This window comes from Cobetia sp. (assembly GCF_983723665.1).
In genome coordinates, this window is sequence record NZ_CFDJES010000046.1 from 1 (window position 1) to 16454 (window position 16454).

The 16454-nt window shown below is 62.2% G+C and carries 12 protein-coding genes; 9 read left to right on the top strand and 3 right to left on the bottom strand.

Features of this window, described 5'->3' with window-relative positions; all coding sequences use genetic code 11:
- The 8 genes from AC4FAH_RS06620 to AC4FAH_RS06655 form a co-directional block, all read left to right on the top strand.
- Positions 1–422, top strand: a 422-nt coding sequence (locus AC4FAH_RS06620) for an ABC transporter permease (protein ID WP_483222627.1), incomplete at its 5' end; no start/stop codon positions are given.
- Entirely contained in the window at positions 419–1402 is a 984-nt protein-coding gene (locus tag AC4FAH_RS06625) for an ABC transporter permease (protein WP_052384673.1), read from the top strand. The genes AC4FAH_RS06620 and AC4FAH_RS06625, both read left to right, overlap by 4 nt.
- Before the next feature lie 20 nt (positions 1403–1422).
- Positions 1423–2475, top strand: coding sequence for an ABC transporter ATP-binding protein (locus AC4FAH_RS06630; protein WP_213113782.1), 1053 nt, complete (start codon positions 1423–1425; stop codon positions 2473–2475).
- Between the two features lie 50 nt (positions 2476–2525).
- Positions 2526–3551 (top strand): ABC transporter ATP-binding protein, encoded by a 1026-nt coding sequence (locus AC4FAH_RS06635; protein ID WP_213113848.1) that lies wholly within the window; start codon positions 2526–2528, stop codon positions 3549–3551.
- Between the two features lie 352 nt (positions 3552–3903).
- A complete protein-coding gene (locus tag AC4FAH_RS06640; protein WP_213113783.1) occupies positions 3904–4815 on the top strand; it encodes a LysR family transcriptional regulator in 912 nt (303 codons plus the stop codon).
- A 132-nt stretch (positions 4816–4947) separates the two neighbouring features.
- Positions 4948–6312, top strand: a complete 1365-nt coding sequence (gene pepQ / locus AC4FAH_RS06645; protein WP_490245790.1) for a Xaa-Pro dipeptidase — start codon at positions 4948–4950, stop codon at positions 6310–6312.
- 347 nt (positions 6313–6659) lie between these two features.
- Positions 6660–7718 (top strand): hydrolase, encoded by a 1059-nt coding sequence (locus AC4FAH_RS06650; RefSeq protein ID WP_213113785.1) that lies wholly within the window; start codon positions 6660–6662, stop codon positions 7716–7718.
- Between the two features lie 353 nt (positions 7719–8071).
- Positions 8072–9241, top strand: a complete 1170-nt coding sequence (locus AC4FAH_RS06655) for a dicarboxylate/amino acid:cation symporter (RefSeq protein ID WP_213113786.1) — start codon at positions 8072–8074, stop codon at positions 9239–9241.
- Positions 9242–9444: 203 nt separating this feature from the next.
- On the opposite strand, the gene msrA is transcribed toward AC4FAH_RS06655, so the two are convergent.
- Positions 9445–10083, bottom strand: a complete 639-nt coding sequence (gene msrA, locus AC4FAH_RS06660) for a peptide-methionine (S)-S-oxide reductase MsrA (RefSeq protein WP_175088765.1) — start codon at positions 10081–10083, stop codon at positions 9445–9447.
- A 49-nt stretch (positions 10084–10132) separates the two neighbouring features.
- Between msrA and AC4FAH_RS06665 the strand changes: the two genes are divergently transcribed.
- Positions 10133–10609, top strand: coding sequence for a YchJ family protein (locus AC4FAH_RS06665; protein ID WP_213113787.1), 477 nt, complete (start codon positions 10133–10135; stop codon positions 10607–10609).
- A 149-nt stretch (positions 10610–10758) separates the two neighbouring features.
- Here the strand turns inward: AC4FAH_RS06665 and tamB are convergent, their stop codons facing one another.
- Together tamB and AC4FAH_RS06675 are read right to left on the bottom strand one after the other, a co-directional pair.
- Positions 10759–14916, bottom strand: coding sequence for an autotransporter assembly complex protein TamB (gene tamB, locus AC4FAH_RS06670; protein ID WP_490245791.1), 4158 nt, complete (start codon positions 14914–14916; stop codon positions 10759–10761).
- Between the two features lie 92 nt (positions 14917–15008).
- Positions 15009–16454, bottom strand: a 1446-nt coding sequence (locus tag AC4FAH_RS06675; protein ID WP_490245792.1) for an autotransporter assembly complex protein TamA, incomplete at its 5' end; no start/stop codon positions are given.

Here is a 16454-nt window from a genome sequence, read left to right on the forward strand (position 1 = left end):
GGCACCTGGTGCTGCCGGCCATCTCGCTGGCCTCGATCATGCTGCCGCTGTTCATCCGCCTGATTCGTGCCGAGATGATGGAAGTGCTGCAGTCGGACTACATCAAGTTCGCGCGCGCCAAGGGCATCGGCCTCAAGCGTATCTACTTCCTGCACGCACTGAAGAACACCATGCTGCCGGTGATCACCGTCGGCGGCGTGCAGATCGGCACCATGGTCGCCTACACCATACTGACCGAGACCGTCTTCCAGTGGCCGGGCATGGGCCTGATGTTCCTCGAGGCCATCACCCGTTCCGATATCCCGCTGATCGTGGCCTACCTGATGATGGTCGGTGTGATCTTCGTGATCACCAACACCCTCGTCGATCTGATCTACGGACTGGTCAACCCCACCGTCAAGCTTGCGGGGAAACCGGCATGAGCCAATCAAATACCCAATCGAGCAATGCGCCCGTCACCCCGAAGACCAGCTCCATCGTGGTCCCCGGACGTTGGCAGCGTTTCCGTGAGTCCTATCTGGTCTACAGCTTCAAGCGTGACTGGATGGCTCAGGCCTGTCTTCTAGTGTTCATCGCCATGGTGCTCGGGGCCTTCCTCGCGCCGTGGATCGCCCCGGCCGACCCCTATGACCTGGCCAGTATCGACATCATGAACTCGGAACTGCCGCCGGCGTGGATGGCGGGCGGCGATCCGGCCTTCCTGCTGGGCACCGATGCCCAGGGGCGTGATCTTCTCTCCACCATCCTCTACGGCACGCGCGTGTCGCTGTTGATCGGCTTCGGCGCGGTCATCCTGCAGGCACTGCTCGGCGTGACCTTCGGGCTGCTGGCGGGCTACCTGGGCGGGCGTATCGATGCCTTCCTGATGCGCATGGCCGATATCCAGCTGTCGTTCTCGACCCTGATGGTGGCCATCGTGGTGGGCGCCATCATCAAGGCGACCTTCGGCGGCGCCGCCTTCTCGGACTATGCGCTGATCCTGTTGATCCTGATCATCGGGCTGGCGGAATGGCCGCAGTATGCGCGTACCGTCCGCGCCTCGGTGCTGGCGGAGAAGAACAAGGAATACGTCGATGCCGCGCGGGTGATGGGCTTCCGCTCCCGTCGCATCATGTTCCGTCACATCCTGCCCAACACCCTGTCGCCGATCTTCGTCATCTCCACGGTGCAGATCGCCAACGCGATCATCTCGGAGGCGGCGCTGTCCTTCCTCGGTCTCGGCATGCCGGAGACCCAGCCGTCGCTGGGGTCACTGATCAAGTCCGGCTTCGACTACCTGCAATCAGGCAGCTGGTGGATCACGCTGATCCCCGGTGGCGTGCTGATCGTGCTGGTCCTGGTCATCAATCTGCTGGGCGACTGGCTGCGTGATGTCATGAACCCGCGTCTCTACAAGGGCTGAAGCCGAGAGGAGTCAAGACAATGGCACTACTTGAAGTCAACAACCTCGACGTCCGCTTCGCCATGCGAGGCGGTGAGGTGCGCGCCCTGCGCGACGTCAGTTTCACCCTGGAACGCGGTGAGCGTCTGGGGATCGTCGGTGAATCAGGGGCCGGCAAGTCGGTCGCGGCCTTCACCATCCTGAATCTGATCGCCAAGCCCGGCTACATCGCCGGCGGCGAAATCAAGTTCGATGGCGAAGTGCTCAATACCCTCAAGCCCAAGGCGATGCAGTCGATTCGCGGCAACCGCATCTCGATGATCTTCCAGGATCCGATGATGACGCTCAATCCGGTGCTGACCATCGGCGAGCAGATGATCGAGTGCCTGAAGGCGCACCGTCGCATCTCGCGCAAGGATGCGCGCGCCATCGCCCTGCACAAGCTCAATCAGGTCTTCATTCCCTCACCGGAAAAACGCCTCGATCAGTACCCCCATGAGCTGTCCGGCGGCATGCGTCAGCGCATCATCATCGCCATCGCGCTGCTGCTGGACCCGGACATCATCGTCGCCGATGAGCCGACCACCGCGCTGGATGTGACCATCCAGGCCGAGATCATGGAGCTGTTGCTGCTGCTGTGCGAGAAGCACAACGTCGGACTGATCCTGATCACCCACGACCTGGGCGTGGTCAGCCAGGTCACCCAGCGCACCCTGGTGATGTATGCCGGGCGCGTCATCGAACAGGGGCCGACCCGCGAGATCATCAATGATGCTCAGCACCCCTACACCCAAGGGCTGATCAACGCCCTGCCCCAGATGGCCACTCCGGGCAGCCGTCTGAACCAGATTCGTGGCTCGATGCCGACCCTGACCAAGATTCCGGCCGGCTGCGCCTTCAATCCGCGCTGTGATTTCGCGGCGAATATCTGCCTCGAGAAGGTGCCGGCCTTTGCTCATTCCGGCAACTGCAAGGTGGCCTGTCATATGGTCGATGCCATGGTGGCCGGCGAGCGCTGGACCCCGATCATCACCGATGCCAACGGCAATGGCGCCACACCCACTGACAACCACCGCACGGAGGTGAACGCATGAGCGCGGCAATTCTGAAGGACGCTCAGTCCTCCTCCCAGGCCTCCCCCCCTATGGATAGCGCCGAGCTTGGCGAAACCCTGGTGGAAATTCGTGATCTCGAGAAGCGCTTCTCGTTGTCCGGCGACTTTCTCGAACAGCTGACCTTCGAGAAAGGACGCCTGCGTCGCAAGCAGGAATACGTGCACGCCATCAATGGCGTCACACTGGACGTCAAACGCGGTGAGGCGCTGTGCGTGGTCGGGGAATCCGGCTGTGGCAAGTCGACGGTCGCGCGCACGGTGATGGGGCTGCTCAAGCCCAGCGGTGGCGAGGTTCGTTTTGACGGCACCCGCATAGACAATATGGCCCCGCGGGACCTGCTGCCCTACCGCCGTCGCATGCAGATGATCTTCCAGAATCCCTATGCGTCGCTGAACCCGCGCATGACCATCCAGCAGACGCTGGAGGAGCCGCTGCGCTTCCATCAGCCGACGCTCAAGGATGGCGAGGTGCGCGACAAGATCGAGGAGGTGATGCGCTCGGTGGGCATCGACCCGGACTGGGGCAAGCGCTTCGCCCACGAATTCTCCGGCGGCCAGCGTCAGCGTATCTCGATCGCCCGCGCGCTGGCGGTGGACCCGGAATTCATCGTCGCCGATGAGCCGATCTCGGCGCTGGACGTGTCGATCCAGGCGCAGGTGCTCAACCTGATGATGGAGGCGCAGGAGCAACGCAACCTGACGTATCTGTTCATCACCCACGACCTGGCCGTGGTCGAGCACTTCGGCACCCGTGTCGCGGTGATGTATCTGGGCACGCTGTGCGAGCTGGCGGACACCCGTTCACTGTTCGCCCGCCCGCGTCACCCCTACACCCAGGCATTGATGTCGGCGATCCCGCGGCTGCACGATGACAAGCCCAATCACATTCGCCTCGAGGGTGAGGTGCCGACGCCGGTCAATCTGCCTTCGGGCTGTGTCTTCCATGGCCGTTGTCCGCATGCCAATCAGCGTTGCCGCACGGAGATTCCGCGCCTGATCGCCACGGACACCGGTCAGGTCGCCTGCCACGCCGTGGAAGAAGGCCGCATCGACTGATGTGATGGCAGTGACGAAAGTGATGACGGCGATGTGATGGGCGCCATCGATCATTGTGTTTCCGGCCCCAAGCAAGGAAAGACCGCGCAAGGTTGCCATTGTCATCGGCAACCTTGCGTCTTGCGCTCATTGACGATTGCATCTCGCGTTTTGTGTGGGCAAGATTTCGCACATCCGCTACTGACCAACAGGTCAATTGGCGCCATTGCCCACGATGCTTAGAAGAAGATTCAGCGTGGCACCGGGCCCCGATGACGCATCCCCAAGATACTCTGGTGTGACACGTCCGAAGAGATGTGCGCCCGACCTCCTGACATGGCCTGTTCCCAGGCCGACGAGGCACTCCGATTACATGGAAATTCGCTGGCTCGAAGATTTCATCGTTCTGGCTCAGACCCGACATTTCTCGCGGGCGGCCGATGCACAGAATGTCTCTCAGCCCACCTTTTCCCGCCGCATCAAGTTGCTGGAAGAGGAGATGGGCACCACCTTGATCAATCGTCAGACCCTGCCGCTGTCGCTGACTCCCGCCGGAGACGAGTTTCTCCAGCTGTGCGAGCAGATCACCGAGCGCGTGCGCATCACACGCGAACGCCTGCAGGACATGGCCCAGCAGCAAGCCAGCAAGATATCGCTGGGGGCACCGCAGTCTCTGGTGTCCCACTTCCTGCCTGATTGGCTTGATCAGCTTCAGCTGCGTGAACAGGTGCTGCCCTATCTGCGTGCCACCGGCTGGCTGGCGGCCGACTACTTCCACGGGCTGGATCGCGGCGAATGTGATCTGGCGCTGTGCTATTGGCCCCAGGCACGTGTGGACCTGGGCTTTGAGCTGGACAGTTACCAATACCTGGTAGTCGGCGAAGAAACCTTCATCCCGCTGTGCGCGCCCGGCGCGGATGGCAATCCGCGTCATCAGTTGCCGGGCACGCGGCGCAATCCGCTGCCGTTCATCAGCCCGCACCCGCGCGCCGTCGTCGCCACCTCGCTGATGGCGCATCTCGCTCAGGTCCCGATTCAGGCACATCTGGTCACCATGAACGAGAATATCCAGGCGGCCAACATCAAGGCGCTGGTATTGCAGGGCTATGGCATCGGGTGGTTGCCGCAGCGGCTGGCCGCAGAGGAAATCGCCAGCGGCAAGCTGGTGCGTGCTGGTGACCCGCGCTGGGATCTTGGCCTGCATATCCGCCTGTATCGCCCGCGTGTGCCGCGCCACGACAGTGTCAGTGAACTCTGGCACCAGCTGGAAGCAAATTTCTCGTGAGCCATCCGGGCATGAGGGGCGATGGCTCAGCGGCACTCTTCTCTCTCCTTCATCCCCTCATTCTCCACCACACCACGCCATTGACGCTCACTTCTCCATGTCAGGCGTGACGACCGTTTGCAAGGAAACATGATGTCCGACAGCCAGCTCAACGACCCGACCATCACCCACGCCGCGGCACACCGCGCCCATCTGGCGGCGCTGCAAACAGGCTACGAAGTCGCCATGCAGCAGCACGATCTGGACGCCATCGTGCTGCACAGTGGCAAGCCGAAGCGGCATTTCGCCGATGATCAGGATGCAAGCTTCAAGTCGCATGCTCATTTTCTGCATTGGGTGCCGATGGCGGGTCTCAGCGATAGCTGGCTGGTGATTCGTCCGGGCGAGCGTCCGACGCTTTACCTCTATGCCCCCGATGACTTCTGGCATCTGTCACCCAGCCTGCCGACGTCAGACACTGCGCCCTGGGCCGAGCAGTTCGAGATCGTCCATCTGCGCAAGCCGACACTGCCACAGCGTCCCGAGGGCCGCGTGGCGCTGCTCGGCGAGATCGCCGAGCTTCAGCCGCAGGTGGTTAGCGAACTTGAGGCACTGCCCAACCCGGTCGGCCTGGTGCGCCAGCTCGACGAGGGGCGCGTCTGCAAGAGCGAATTCGAGATCGCCTGTCTTAAAGAAGCCAGCCTGCGCGCCGCGCGTGGCCATCTGGCTGCCCGTCGCACTTTCATGGAGGGCGGCGCGGAGCTCGATATCCAGCTGGCCTATCTTGGCGCGTCTCGCCAACGGGAATCGGATGTGCCTTACGGCAACATCGTCGGTCTCAACGCGCATGCCGCGGTTCTGCATTACCAGCATTATGCTTTGCAGGCCCCCGCCGCCCGTCACAGCCTGCTGGTGGATGCCGGCGCCAGCGTGCACGGCTATGCCTCTGACATCACGCGCAGCTGGGCGGGCGACGATGCGCTGCCGCTGTATCGCGCCCTGATCGAGGGTGTGGAGGCGCTGCAGAAGCGTCTGATCGCCAGCCTTGCGCCTGGGGTGGACTACGTCGATCTGCACCTCGAGATGCATCGCGAGCTGGGTGAGCTGCTGCGGGAACTGGGCGTGGTGTCGCTGCCCGCCGAAGATCAGGTTGCACAAGGGATCACGGCAGCCTTCTGCCCGCATGGTCTCGGGCACCTCCTGGGACTGCAGGTCCATGATGTGGCGGGCCGCATACCTGATCACACCACCGGCGATATCCGTCATCCGCCGCAAGGTCACCCGATGCTGCGCCTGACGCGTGTGCTCGAGACCGGCATGGCCATCACCATCGAACCGGGTTGCTACATCATCCCCATGTTGCTGGAGCCGCTGCGCAACGATGCACGCGGTGAGCATATCGACTGGAAGCTGGTCGAGGCTTTGGCACCGCATGGTGGTGTGCGTATCGAGGACAATCTGGTCATTACCGCAGAGGGTGCCCTCAATCTGACACGAAGCCCGGCGACAGGTCTGTAATCAGGCCTGTCACAACACTGTCTGGGGCTCTCGCTGTGACGCTTGTCGTCACATGCCTGTCTTACGCCGCCATGGGCCCTATGCCGATGGCGGCTTTTTTGTCGCGTATCCCGATGCAGCGTATTCGAGCGCTAGGCCAACAATGAGATCCAGGGCGGGCTAGCGCCCTTGGCGTCGATGCGTATGCTGCACTGCGACTAGCGATTGGCGTCGCCAAGTGAAATGATGCCAACGACACCCGTGTAGAAATTCCTGTCAGATCTTGCTGCAGGCCACCGCCATCAAGGGCATGCCCATCACCCGATCACCAACGTCATCGCCCTGGCCTGCCACTGGAGCTACCTCACATGCCGCACTCCATCTTCACGTCAGAGTTTCGCCCTGCCCTTGGCCTGCGCAATCGCCATGTCCAGACCTTGTTGCCCCGCCTTCTGCCCCGCGCGCCCCTGAGTCGTCGCACCGAGATTCTCAATCTTCCCGATGGTGACTTCGTCGAGCTCGCCTGGGTCATCAGTGACGGTCATGAAAAGCGTGAGCGTACGACGGCCTTGAGCGAGGATGCGCCTCTGTTCGTTCTGTTTCATGGACTTGAGGGTGACTTGAGCTCGCCCTACGCCCGTGAGCTGCTCAATGCAGCCGCCCGGATGGGCTGGCGACCGGTGATGATGCATTTCCGTGGCTGCGGGCAATCTCCCAACCGCCTGCCACGCGCCTATCACAGCGGAGATACCGCAGATGCCTATTGGGTGCTCGGCGAGCTGGGGCGACGCTATCCGCACGCCATCAAGGTCGCCTGTGGCGTATCGCTGGGCGCCAACATGCTGCTCAAGCTGGTGGCTGAGCAAGGCGGTGATGGTCTGGACCTGGCTGGCGCGATCGCCATCAGCGCCCCACTGGACCTAGCGGCCAGCGCGGATGTGCTCAATCAGGGCTTCTCGCGCCTTTACCAGCGCCATCTGCTCAAGGGCTTGAAGGCCAAGGTGGCAGCGAAGCTTGCCAATGGCCCACTACCCATCTCGATCGGAGCGCATCAGCTGACCCAGCTCAACAGTTTCTGGGCTTATGACAACGAAGTCACCGCGCCTTTGCATGGCTTCACCTCGGCGAGTGATTACTACACGCGCTCCTCGGCGGGCCGTCTGCTGAGCGAGATCGAACTGCCGACACTGATACTGCAATCGCTGGATGACCCCTTTATGCCACGCGATCTGTTCGCACGCTTCCACCAACCCTCCGAGGCCGTGCGTATCGAGCTCAGTGAGCGCGGTGGGCATGTCGGCTTTGTTGAGTGGCGCCGTGGGCGACTGAGCTCCTGGCTTGCTCGCCGTGTCAGTCAGCAGCTGGAGGCCTGGAGCGGGCTACCCAAGCCGCAAGCACAGGCCGAGGTGCACAGCGAAGCGCACTGAGCTATCTGTACTGAGCTACCTGCATTGAACCAGCTGCATCGAACTGGTGGGGTTGACCGCTACTCAGGCACCAATACGCATTCCCCTCCCTGATTATATCTTGTCCTTGGGGCATTTCTTGCCTCTTTTTGCTTCTTCCACCCTTGCTCGCCTTCCCACCCTCAGATCCGGTGGGAAGTCCTGAGTCTACTCTGACTACTACCGTATGCCCTGTTGGATGGTTGAATTTAGCACATTAAACATGATAACGGTATACATGATGAGTGTTATGGGTGACACGGATCACTGTCACGATTCAGTGAGAATGGTAGACTGCGCGCCCATCCTACGTTCAAGACTCTACTGGCCTGATAATGAACCTGATTTTTCGCCTGGTGCTCGGCATCGTGGCTGGCATACTGCTGGGACAATGGGCTCCCGAATCCCTGGTTCGCGCCTTGCTGACCTTCAAGGTGCTGTTCGGTGAACTGCTGGAATACGCCATTCCGCTGATCATCCTGTTCTTCATCATGAGCGGGATCGCACGCCTCGAGCGCTCCTCGGGCCGTCTGCTGACCATGACCATCGTGCTGGCCTATACCTCGACGACGCTGGCAGGGCTGTTGGCAGGTATCGTCGGGCTGGAGGTCGTGCCGCATATCGTGCAACAGGACCAGCTGCCGGTCAGTCATGCCGTCAAGCACTTGAGCCCCTACTTCACGCTGGATATTCCACCACTGACCGATATCAGCACCGCACTGGTGACGGCCTTCCTGTTCGGTATCGGCATTTCCGCCACCGAGCATGACGGCATGCGTCAGCTGGCCGACGGTGGGCGTGACATCGTCGAGCGCTTCATCGCCAAGGTGTTGATTCCTGCCCTGCCGTTCTATATCGCCGGCCTGTTCTGCGAAATGACGATCGCGGGCACGGTCGCCAATACCCTCAAGAGCTTCGGCATGATCCTGCTGCTGGCGCTGACCTTGCATTGGCTGTGGCTGAGCTTGCTCTACGTCACCAGCGGCACCAGCACCGGTCGCTCGCCCATGAAGGCGCTGGCCCACATGCTGCCCGCCTACTTCACCGCCGCCGGTACCATGTCTTCCGCGGCCACGATTCCGGTTACCGTGCGCCAGATGCACCTCAATCACATCTCGCCGTCCGTGGCGAGCTTTGCGGTGCCGTTGCTGGCCACCATCCACATGTGCGGCAGTGCCATCACCTTGACCGTATGCGCCATTGGCGTGATGCTGGTCACTCCCTCCCTGGCAACGCCCGAGCTCACCACCCTGCTGCCGTTCATCGCCGCGCTGGGGGTTACAATCATTGCCGCGCCCGGCTCGCCCGGCGGGGCCGCGATGACCTCGGTGGGCGTATTGCAGAGCCTGCTGGGCTTCGACGCCGCCGCCGTCGGCTTGATGATGGCGCTGTATCTGGCGCAGGACAGCTTCGGTACGGCGTGCAATGTCACCGGCGATGGCGCCCTGGTGCAGTGGATCGATCGCTTTGCGGAAGCCGAGCAGGACCGACAGCGATACCGCTGACACTGTGCCTCGCTGCTCATGACCGACAGCGTTTTCTGACAAAAGCTGTTCCTGACCAAAAGCTGCTCCAGACAGAAAAGCCTCATGGCGACCGTGAACTTCGCGGCGACCATGAGGCTTTCGTGTTTCTCAGCGGTAATCTTTCAGCACAGTCTCATGGCAGCCATATCCTGCCTGCCTGCCATTACATCAGTACCAGGCTGTCAGCCGATGGGACAGCTGATTCCCGTGCCTTTCAGACCGCAGTAGCCGCCCGGATTCTTGGCCAGATACTGCTGGTGATATTCCTCGGCGTAGTAGAACTCGCGCAGCGGTGCCACCTCTGTGGTGATACGGCCGAGACCCGACTGGTCCAGCGCCTGCTGGTAGTCGGCCATGCTCTTCTCGACGATGGCGCGCTGGTCTTCGCGGGTGTAATAGATCGCGCTGCGGTACTGATTACCGATGTCATTGCCCTGACGCATGCCCTGTGTCGGGTCATGGGCCTCGAAGCTGGCCCGCAGGATCTCCGGCAACCCGATCACCGTCGGATCAAAGATCACACGCACGACCTCGGTGTGGCCTGTCTTGCCGGTGCAGGTCTCTTCATAGGTTGGGTTCGGTGTATGGCCACCGGCATAACCGACCGCCGTCACCTTGACGCCCGGCAGCTGCCAGAAGAGGCGCTCGGCTCCCCAGAAGCAGCCCAGCCCCAGCACGATCTCCTCACACTCACTGTCGAAGGGCGGTACAATCGAGCGGCCATTGACGTGATGAACGCCGCTGATGCGTACCGCTTCACTGCGCCCTGGCAAGCTGTCCTGCGCTGAAGGAATGGTCTGCTTATCTTCCGTTATCCACATGGCGGACTCTCTCCTGTGTCGCGTCGTGCAATCGTGTATAGGTTCAATGATGTCATCTCTGCCCCCCAATATCTGCCCCTGCCAGCCCAATAGTACTGAGGCGCGACGCTACGTCGATTGCTGTCAGCCGATTCATGCTGACATCACCCGCGCCGAACGCCCCGAGCAATTGATGCGCGCCCGCTACAGTGCCTTCTGCCTGTCGCTGAGCGATTTCCTGATCGACAGCTGGGACCCGGCCCATTGCCCGGCACGCGCCGATCTCGAAGGTGCTGGCCCCCTGTGGCTGGCATTGGAGATTCTGGACAGCGGACAAGACGCCGATACCGGCATGGTACGCTTTCATGCCACCTTCTTCGAGCAGGGAAAGTTCCAGCAATTGCAGGAACTTAGCCGCTTTCATCACGATGGCCATCACTGGCGTTATGTCGACGGTGATGCCGAGTGGCAGACACTGACGCCGGGGCGCAACAGCCTGTGTCCCTGTGGCAGCGGCAAGAAGATCAAGCGTTGCTGCACTGCGTGACCGTCAGCGTCTTGTGCTGACGCGCGTGCGCTTGAGCTCTCGAGCATAAGCGAAACTAGCACCTCTGAAATGCCCCCTCCATAACGAGACAGCCCCCACCGAACCTGTCGATGGGGGCTGAACCTGTGGCAATCAATTGGCCTGACGTGTCATCTGTCCTTGCCGACTCTGGGCGCCAGCTCGCTGCGGCCCAGCGAGAAGCTGTAGAGCAGGTCCACGGCCTGCGCCGTGCCGGACACCGCTTCGGCATACAGGTTGCGGAACAGCTTGTAGCGCAGCGTCAGCTCCGCGATCGGCGAGAACAGCCCGACGCCGTAGCTGAGCTTCAGGTCCGGAGCGATATAGCCACTGACCACCACCTGGCTGTCATCCCCGCTGCCAGAGCTGTCCAGGCTCAGGTCACGCACGCCGAAGGTTTCCCCGATCTGGCCGACCACCTGGCCACTTTGCGCCAGTGACATGCCGATCAAGGCGGACGTGACCGCACTGTCACTGCTGGTGTCGCTGTCCAGGCCTTCACCGCGCAGCAGATAACTCAGTGCCGAGGACTCATCCATCGACGGGTCCGAGAAGATCTCGACGCTGGGTGACGAGGCAAGTCCCGTCACACGCACCCCTGCGGTCACGTCGTCCTCAGTGTTGTCAGGATCACGGATCGCCTCGATATTCAGACGCGGGCTCGAGGGCGGTCCGGCCAGCAAGACCTGCCCCTTGCTGATCTGCAGGTCCTGCCCGAAGCTCTTGTAGGTTCCGTCGACCAGATTGACCTCACCGAAGACCTGCACGCCGCCCTTGGACTGGCGCACATCGAGATCGCCTCTGAGCTTGGTCTTGAGCCCCATCGCCTCCAGGCGCGCATCCGGCCCGATATGGATGCCGATACGCACATCCAGCGCCATGCCGGCTTCGTTGAGCGCCTTGGCGGTATCGCTGCCATCGGCAAGCTCGGCCGGGTTGGAGGTGTCCTCATCACTGGGACGCTCGATGATGATGGTGTCACTGGAGGGTGACACGGCAGACGGCGGCACCTGGTCCACTTCGATGCGTGTCCACGGCACCTTGACGTCCCCCCGCAGCTTGAGCAGCGTGGGGCTGGCATTGATCTCGAGATCCGGCGCGACGCGCATGCGGCCGATCCCGGCGATATGCAGCTCGAGTGGATTCTTCGCGCCGTCGAGGTTCAATGACGCCGTCCAGTCCTCAAGCGTCGGCCACGCCGCCTCGCCATCGATGCCCCAGCGCGCATCATTGCCCACCAGATAGCCATCGATATCGGCACTGTTGCCATCGAAGTCGACGGTGAACTGGGCATCCGACAGCGACACCGGCAGGCCTTCGCCCTGCACCTTGACGCCGGTCAGCGCGATCGGCCCGGTCATCGACGGCAGGCTCAGGTTGCCGCCGACCTCGACGTCACCCGCCAGCTTGCCTTCCAGCTGGGTCATGCCCGCCACCAGCGGACGATACGGCGAGAGGTCGATGTCGCGGATGGCCAGCGAGCCATCCAGCTGGCCTGCGCCCGCCGGGTCGAGGACCGACACGGTGAGACCGATGCCGCCAGCGCTGTCGAGGCGAATCTGGGTATCGAGATCGGCCTTGTCGGGCGTGGCTTCCAACGCCAGTTGCAGGGTGGTCTCCGGCAGAGACCAGGCATTGCCGTCGGCGTCTTCGCCGGCCAGCGTCAACTTGCCCGCCAGCTCCGCGTCAGCATTCCAGCGTTGGCCACCCTGCTTCCAGCTTGCCGTGATCTTGCCGCCCGTGGCACCGCCGATGGTCCAGCTCTCCGGCATGGCGCTCTGGGCCATGTCCAGCGGAATCCCCTCGAGAGTCACCATGGCCTGGCCGTCATTGCCCGCGCTCAAGGGCTCGGCGACACAGATCTGGCCACCCTGTTCACGACTCAGGCAGAACGGCTGCACCAGCACGCTGCCCTTGGCGAGATTGGCATCGAAGCTCGCCGGCGTGTCGAAGTTGAAGTCCCCGAAGTCGGTATTCGCCGTCAGCGGAGACAGCGCACCACGATAATGCTCACGCGCCTTGTCGAGCCCACCCTTGAGGGTCAGCCCCAGACGAGAAAGCGGCATCTCACCGGCCATCTCGGTATCGAACTGCAGGGTGTGATCGCTCAGGAAGCCTCCCAGCGTCAGCGCGACTGTCGCGATCTGCTGTCCGCCAGCTCTGACATCATCGGCATTCAGGGCGATATCCAGTGCCGGGTCATCAATCCCCCGCTTGCGAGCATCGACCCCGGCTGACAGCGCCATGTCGGAGATACGGTTCTCACCGATCTGCAGGCGCCGTGCGGTGAAGTTGCTCGCCAGCTGAGGCTTGTCGAGCGTGCCCGAGGCATCGATCTTGCCCTTGAGCTCACCCGCGATATCCGGCATCAGGGTCGAGAGCGCCGGGAAATCGATGTTGGCCGCCAGGGTGATGGTCTTGGCAATCTTGCCATTGGCGCTCAGACGGTTCTGGCCCTGACGCAGCTCCAGCGCGTTGACGTCCCACTGCATGTCGGCATTGCCTGAAAGCTTGCCGGTCAGCGTGAGCGGACGCTCGAGCAAGGTGCCATGGATATCCAGCTTGCTGACATCGACGGCCCACGGTCCTTGCTGCGGCTGTTGGAAGCTGGCCACGAGATTGCCACTCAGCTCACCACGCACGGCTTTCTGACCGCCCCCGGTCGGGGCCGGCAGCAAGTCTTCGGGATGCAGCTTGTCGAGGGCCAGCTCGGCGGCGACCCTAATACCTTCCTGCCAGTGAATCTCGCCACGGGTGGTGGCGGAGCCACGCTTGAGGGCGATCTTGAGCGGCTGCCAGCGGTAATGCGCGAGATCGCCGTCGCCTGCCAATGACAAGGTAGCGCGCGGAATGTCACGCCCCTCGATGATGGCATCCAGCGTGGTCGTATACCCCGACAGTGAGCCCTTGGCGACCAGCGCCAGATTCTCGACGCTATAGTCAGGCGTGAAGGAGGCAGCGGCAGCGGTGCCAGACGTATTCTTGCCATCCTTGGCTTGGGTCGCTGTCTGAGCGCCTTTCTGCGCATCAGCGGAGGTGTCATCAGAGGCATCAGTGACGGCAGCAAAGGGCCAGGTGATCCGCTCGGAGCTCAGGCGCGCCTCGAAGGGCAGATCGCTGTCCAGTACATCCGCGCTGGCCACGAGCTCAGCGGCAAGTGGGCCGTCGGCCTTGAGAGAGGCTTCAAGATCCGCCAGCGAGCCTTCCAGAGACAGGCGCAGCTTTTCATGACGCACGGGGTCAATCAGGGCCTCGGCATTGAGCGTGGCGCTCAGGGGATACTCGTCCTTCAAGGTGACCTGCACCACGAGATCGGCGTTCACGTCGCGGGAGTCGACCTCGAGACGCGAGAGCGTGATGTCATGCCCTTCCGCCTTGAGCGCCAGCGACAGGCGGCTGACCTCATACGGGCTTGGCCCCTCGAGTGCAAAGTCTTCGATGGCGAGGTCGGGAACCTCGATGGTCAGCGGAATATAGACTTCCGGCAAGGCGAGGCGTCCGGCCTGTGCTGTCTGATCCGTGGTTTTAGCGGCAGTCTTGCCAGACACTTCTGCGGCGTCATCCGTGATGGCCTTGGCGGCGCTCTCAGCTTGAGGCGCCACGACCTGAGTGTGGACCACTGCGCTCGCCGCTTGCTGAGCCTCAGGCGTGATGCTCACACCCTCGAGACTGACGGCATCTGACGTCGTTTGAGCCGCGGTGGCATCGGCCGGAATAAAACGACTGGTGATCAGGCGTGTCTCGCCCAGCGTCAGCGTACTCACTGACAGCGCGGCCGAGGTATGGAAGTGATCGAAGGTGACGCGACTGCCATCCGCCAGCGCCAGGGCGAAGTCATCAATGGCGACCTTGCGCACCTCGATGGGAATCGGCACCACGATGGGCACGTTGAGACTCTCACCGCTCTCCGGTTCCGGCTGGTTACTGGCACCGCTATCGCTCAGGGTGATCGCGAGACCACTGGACTCCAGCGACTCGAGACACAGCTTGCCCTTGAGCAGGCAGTCCTCGCCCCAGGCCAGCGACAGCGAGTCGGCATTGACGGCCAGCCCCGGCAGGTCCAGCGAGACGTCCTTGAGCGACAGTGCTTCCAGCGGTGAGCCGGAGGCCTGGGAGTAATCGATGAAGCCACGCGAGCGCGCCTGATCGAGCACCAGCCCGGTGCCCCACGGGGACAGCACGCCCCCGACCAGCAGCATCGTCAGCCCGATCAGGAACACGAGCAGCCATATCAGCAACCGGATGACCAGGCCGCCCCGACGTACATAGGGATTAGACAATTCCAACATCTCCATATCTTTTTTATCAGCTCACCCGCTCAGCTGATGGTCCTTTGCTGGCGCTTGATCCGCACGACACTCGCTCAAGAGACGCGAGCCGCTCAGAATTCCGGCCCGATCGAGAAGTGAATACGGTAATCGTTGTCATCGTCATCGAAGGGATGGGCGATATCGAGACGAATCGGCCCCACCGGCGAGATCCAGCGAATCCCCATGCCGGCCGCCGTCTTTAGCTCGAGTGCGTCCCAGCCATTGAAGGCGTTACCGGCGTCGTAGAAGGTCGCGCCCCACCAGTCGCCGGTCAGACGGTAATCGTATTCCAGGCTGCTGGTGAGCAACGAGCTACCGCCTTCCAGATCGCCGTCATCATCTTCCGGGGCGAGTGTCTCGTAGGAATAGCCACGCACACTGTTGTCGCCCCCGGTGAAGAAGCGCATCGAGGGTGGCATGTCATCAAAGTTGTCGGTATCGACGTGCCCGACGCCCATGCGCGCCACGAAACGATGGTTGTCGCCGATGGAGCGTATCCAGTTGGTGTTGAACTGGGAGCGCAGGAAGGTCACGTCCGAGCCCCACATCTGATCGCCGTATTCGAAGGTCAGCTGTTGGCGGTCGCCCCACATCGGGAAGGTCTTGGGGCGCGTGCGGGTACGGTTCCAGCTCACGCCGGGATACAGCAGCAGCACGGCTCCGGATTCATCCGCCTGGGTGTAGTCCTCATAGGTGGAACCGAAGAACACGCGCTGGGTCCAGCCATTGTCGAACTTCCACTCGCGGGTGAAGCGCACGGTGGTCTCGAGACTCTCGGTATCTTCATCATCGGTGTTCGACATCCCGTACTCGAGGACATAGCTATCCTTGAGCGGGTCTTCGAGCGGCATGCGGTATTCGCCCTCGAAGGTCTGTTCCGGCGAGGACAGGAACAGGCTGTTGGTCAGGCTATGGCCATAGCGATTGACCCACGGCATCTCCCAGCTGAACTGCAGGCGTGGCCCGACATCCGTCGCGTAGCCGATACCGGTCTCGAACTTGTGACGGTCAGCGGGAATCAGGCTGATGTCCACGGGAATGATGGGGCCGTTGGCCGTCTTGACCGCGGCCTCCAGCGCATCGCCCGTCAGCACCGGCGTGTCGTTGCCGGCGGCTTCGGTAGTGCCAGCCACATCGGAGTCAGCGTCATCAGCCTCCACGGCGGCCTGCGCAGCAGAGACCGTCGTGTCCGAGCGGGACGAGGCGTCAGCGCGGCGGCTCTCATCCCCCGTCTGCTCGCCCTCAGTACCCTCAACTTCAGCTCTCTCGACATCGGCAAGCCATGAGCCCTCATAGCCCTGTGCCTCGGCATAGGGTGTCTTGATCTCGCTGTCGGGGCTGGTGGTCTTGAGTTCGGCGCCCGGATTGAGCTGTGGCTTGATTGCGGCCGAGCGGAACCAGCCGGCTTCACTCAGCCGCTGGTTGAACTGGGTCAACTTGCCGGCTTCGTAATAATCGCCAATCTCGAACGGCTGCATGGCCTTGACGCGATCCAGCTCTATCTGACTGTTGAGATA

Excerpts from the sequence above, each read along its gene's own strand:
- AC4FAH_RS06625 (WP_052384673.1), top strand. The coding sequence starts at position 419 with ATGAGCCAATCAAATACCCAATCGAGCAATGCGCCCGTCACCCCGAAG.
- AC4FAH_RS06630 (WP_213113782.1), top strand. The coding sequence starts at position 1,423 with ATGGCACTACTTGAAGTCAACAACCTCGACGTCCGCTTCGCCATGCGA.
- AC4FAH_RS06635 (WP_213113848.1), top strand. The coding sequence starts at position 2,526 with ATGGATAGCGCCGAGCTTGGCGAAACCCTGGTGGAAATTCGTGATCTC.
- AC4FAH_RS06640 (WP_213113783.1), top strand. The coding sequence starts at position 3,904 with ATGGAAATTCGCTGGCTCGAAGATTTCATCGTTCTGGCTCAGACCCGA.
- pepQ (WP_490245790.1), top strand. The coding sequence starts at position 4,948 with ATGTCCGACAGCCAGCTCAACGACCCGACCATCACCCACGCCGCGGCA.
- AC4FAH_RS06650 (WP_213113785.1), top strand. The coding sequence starts at position 6,660 with ATGCCGCACTCCATCTTCACGTCAGAGTTTCGCCCTGCCCTTGGCCTG.
- AC4FAH_RS06655 (WP_213113786.1), top strand. The coding sequence starts at position 8,072 with ATGAACCTGATTTTTCGCCTGGTGCTCGGCATCGTGGCTGGCATACTG.
- msrA (WP_175088765.1), bottom strand. The coding sequence starts at position 10,083 with ATGTGGATAACGGAAGATAAGCAGACCATTCCTTCAGCGCAGGACAGC.
- AC4FAH_RS06665 (WP_213113787.1), top strand. The coding sequence starts at position 10,133 with ATGTCATCTCTGCCCCCCAATATCTGCCCCTGCCAGCCCAATAGTACT.
- tamB (WP_490245791.1), bottom strand. The coding sequence starts at position 14,916 with ATGTTGGAATTGTCTAATCCCTATGTACGTCGGGGCGGCCTGGTCATC.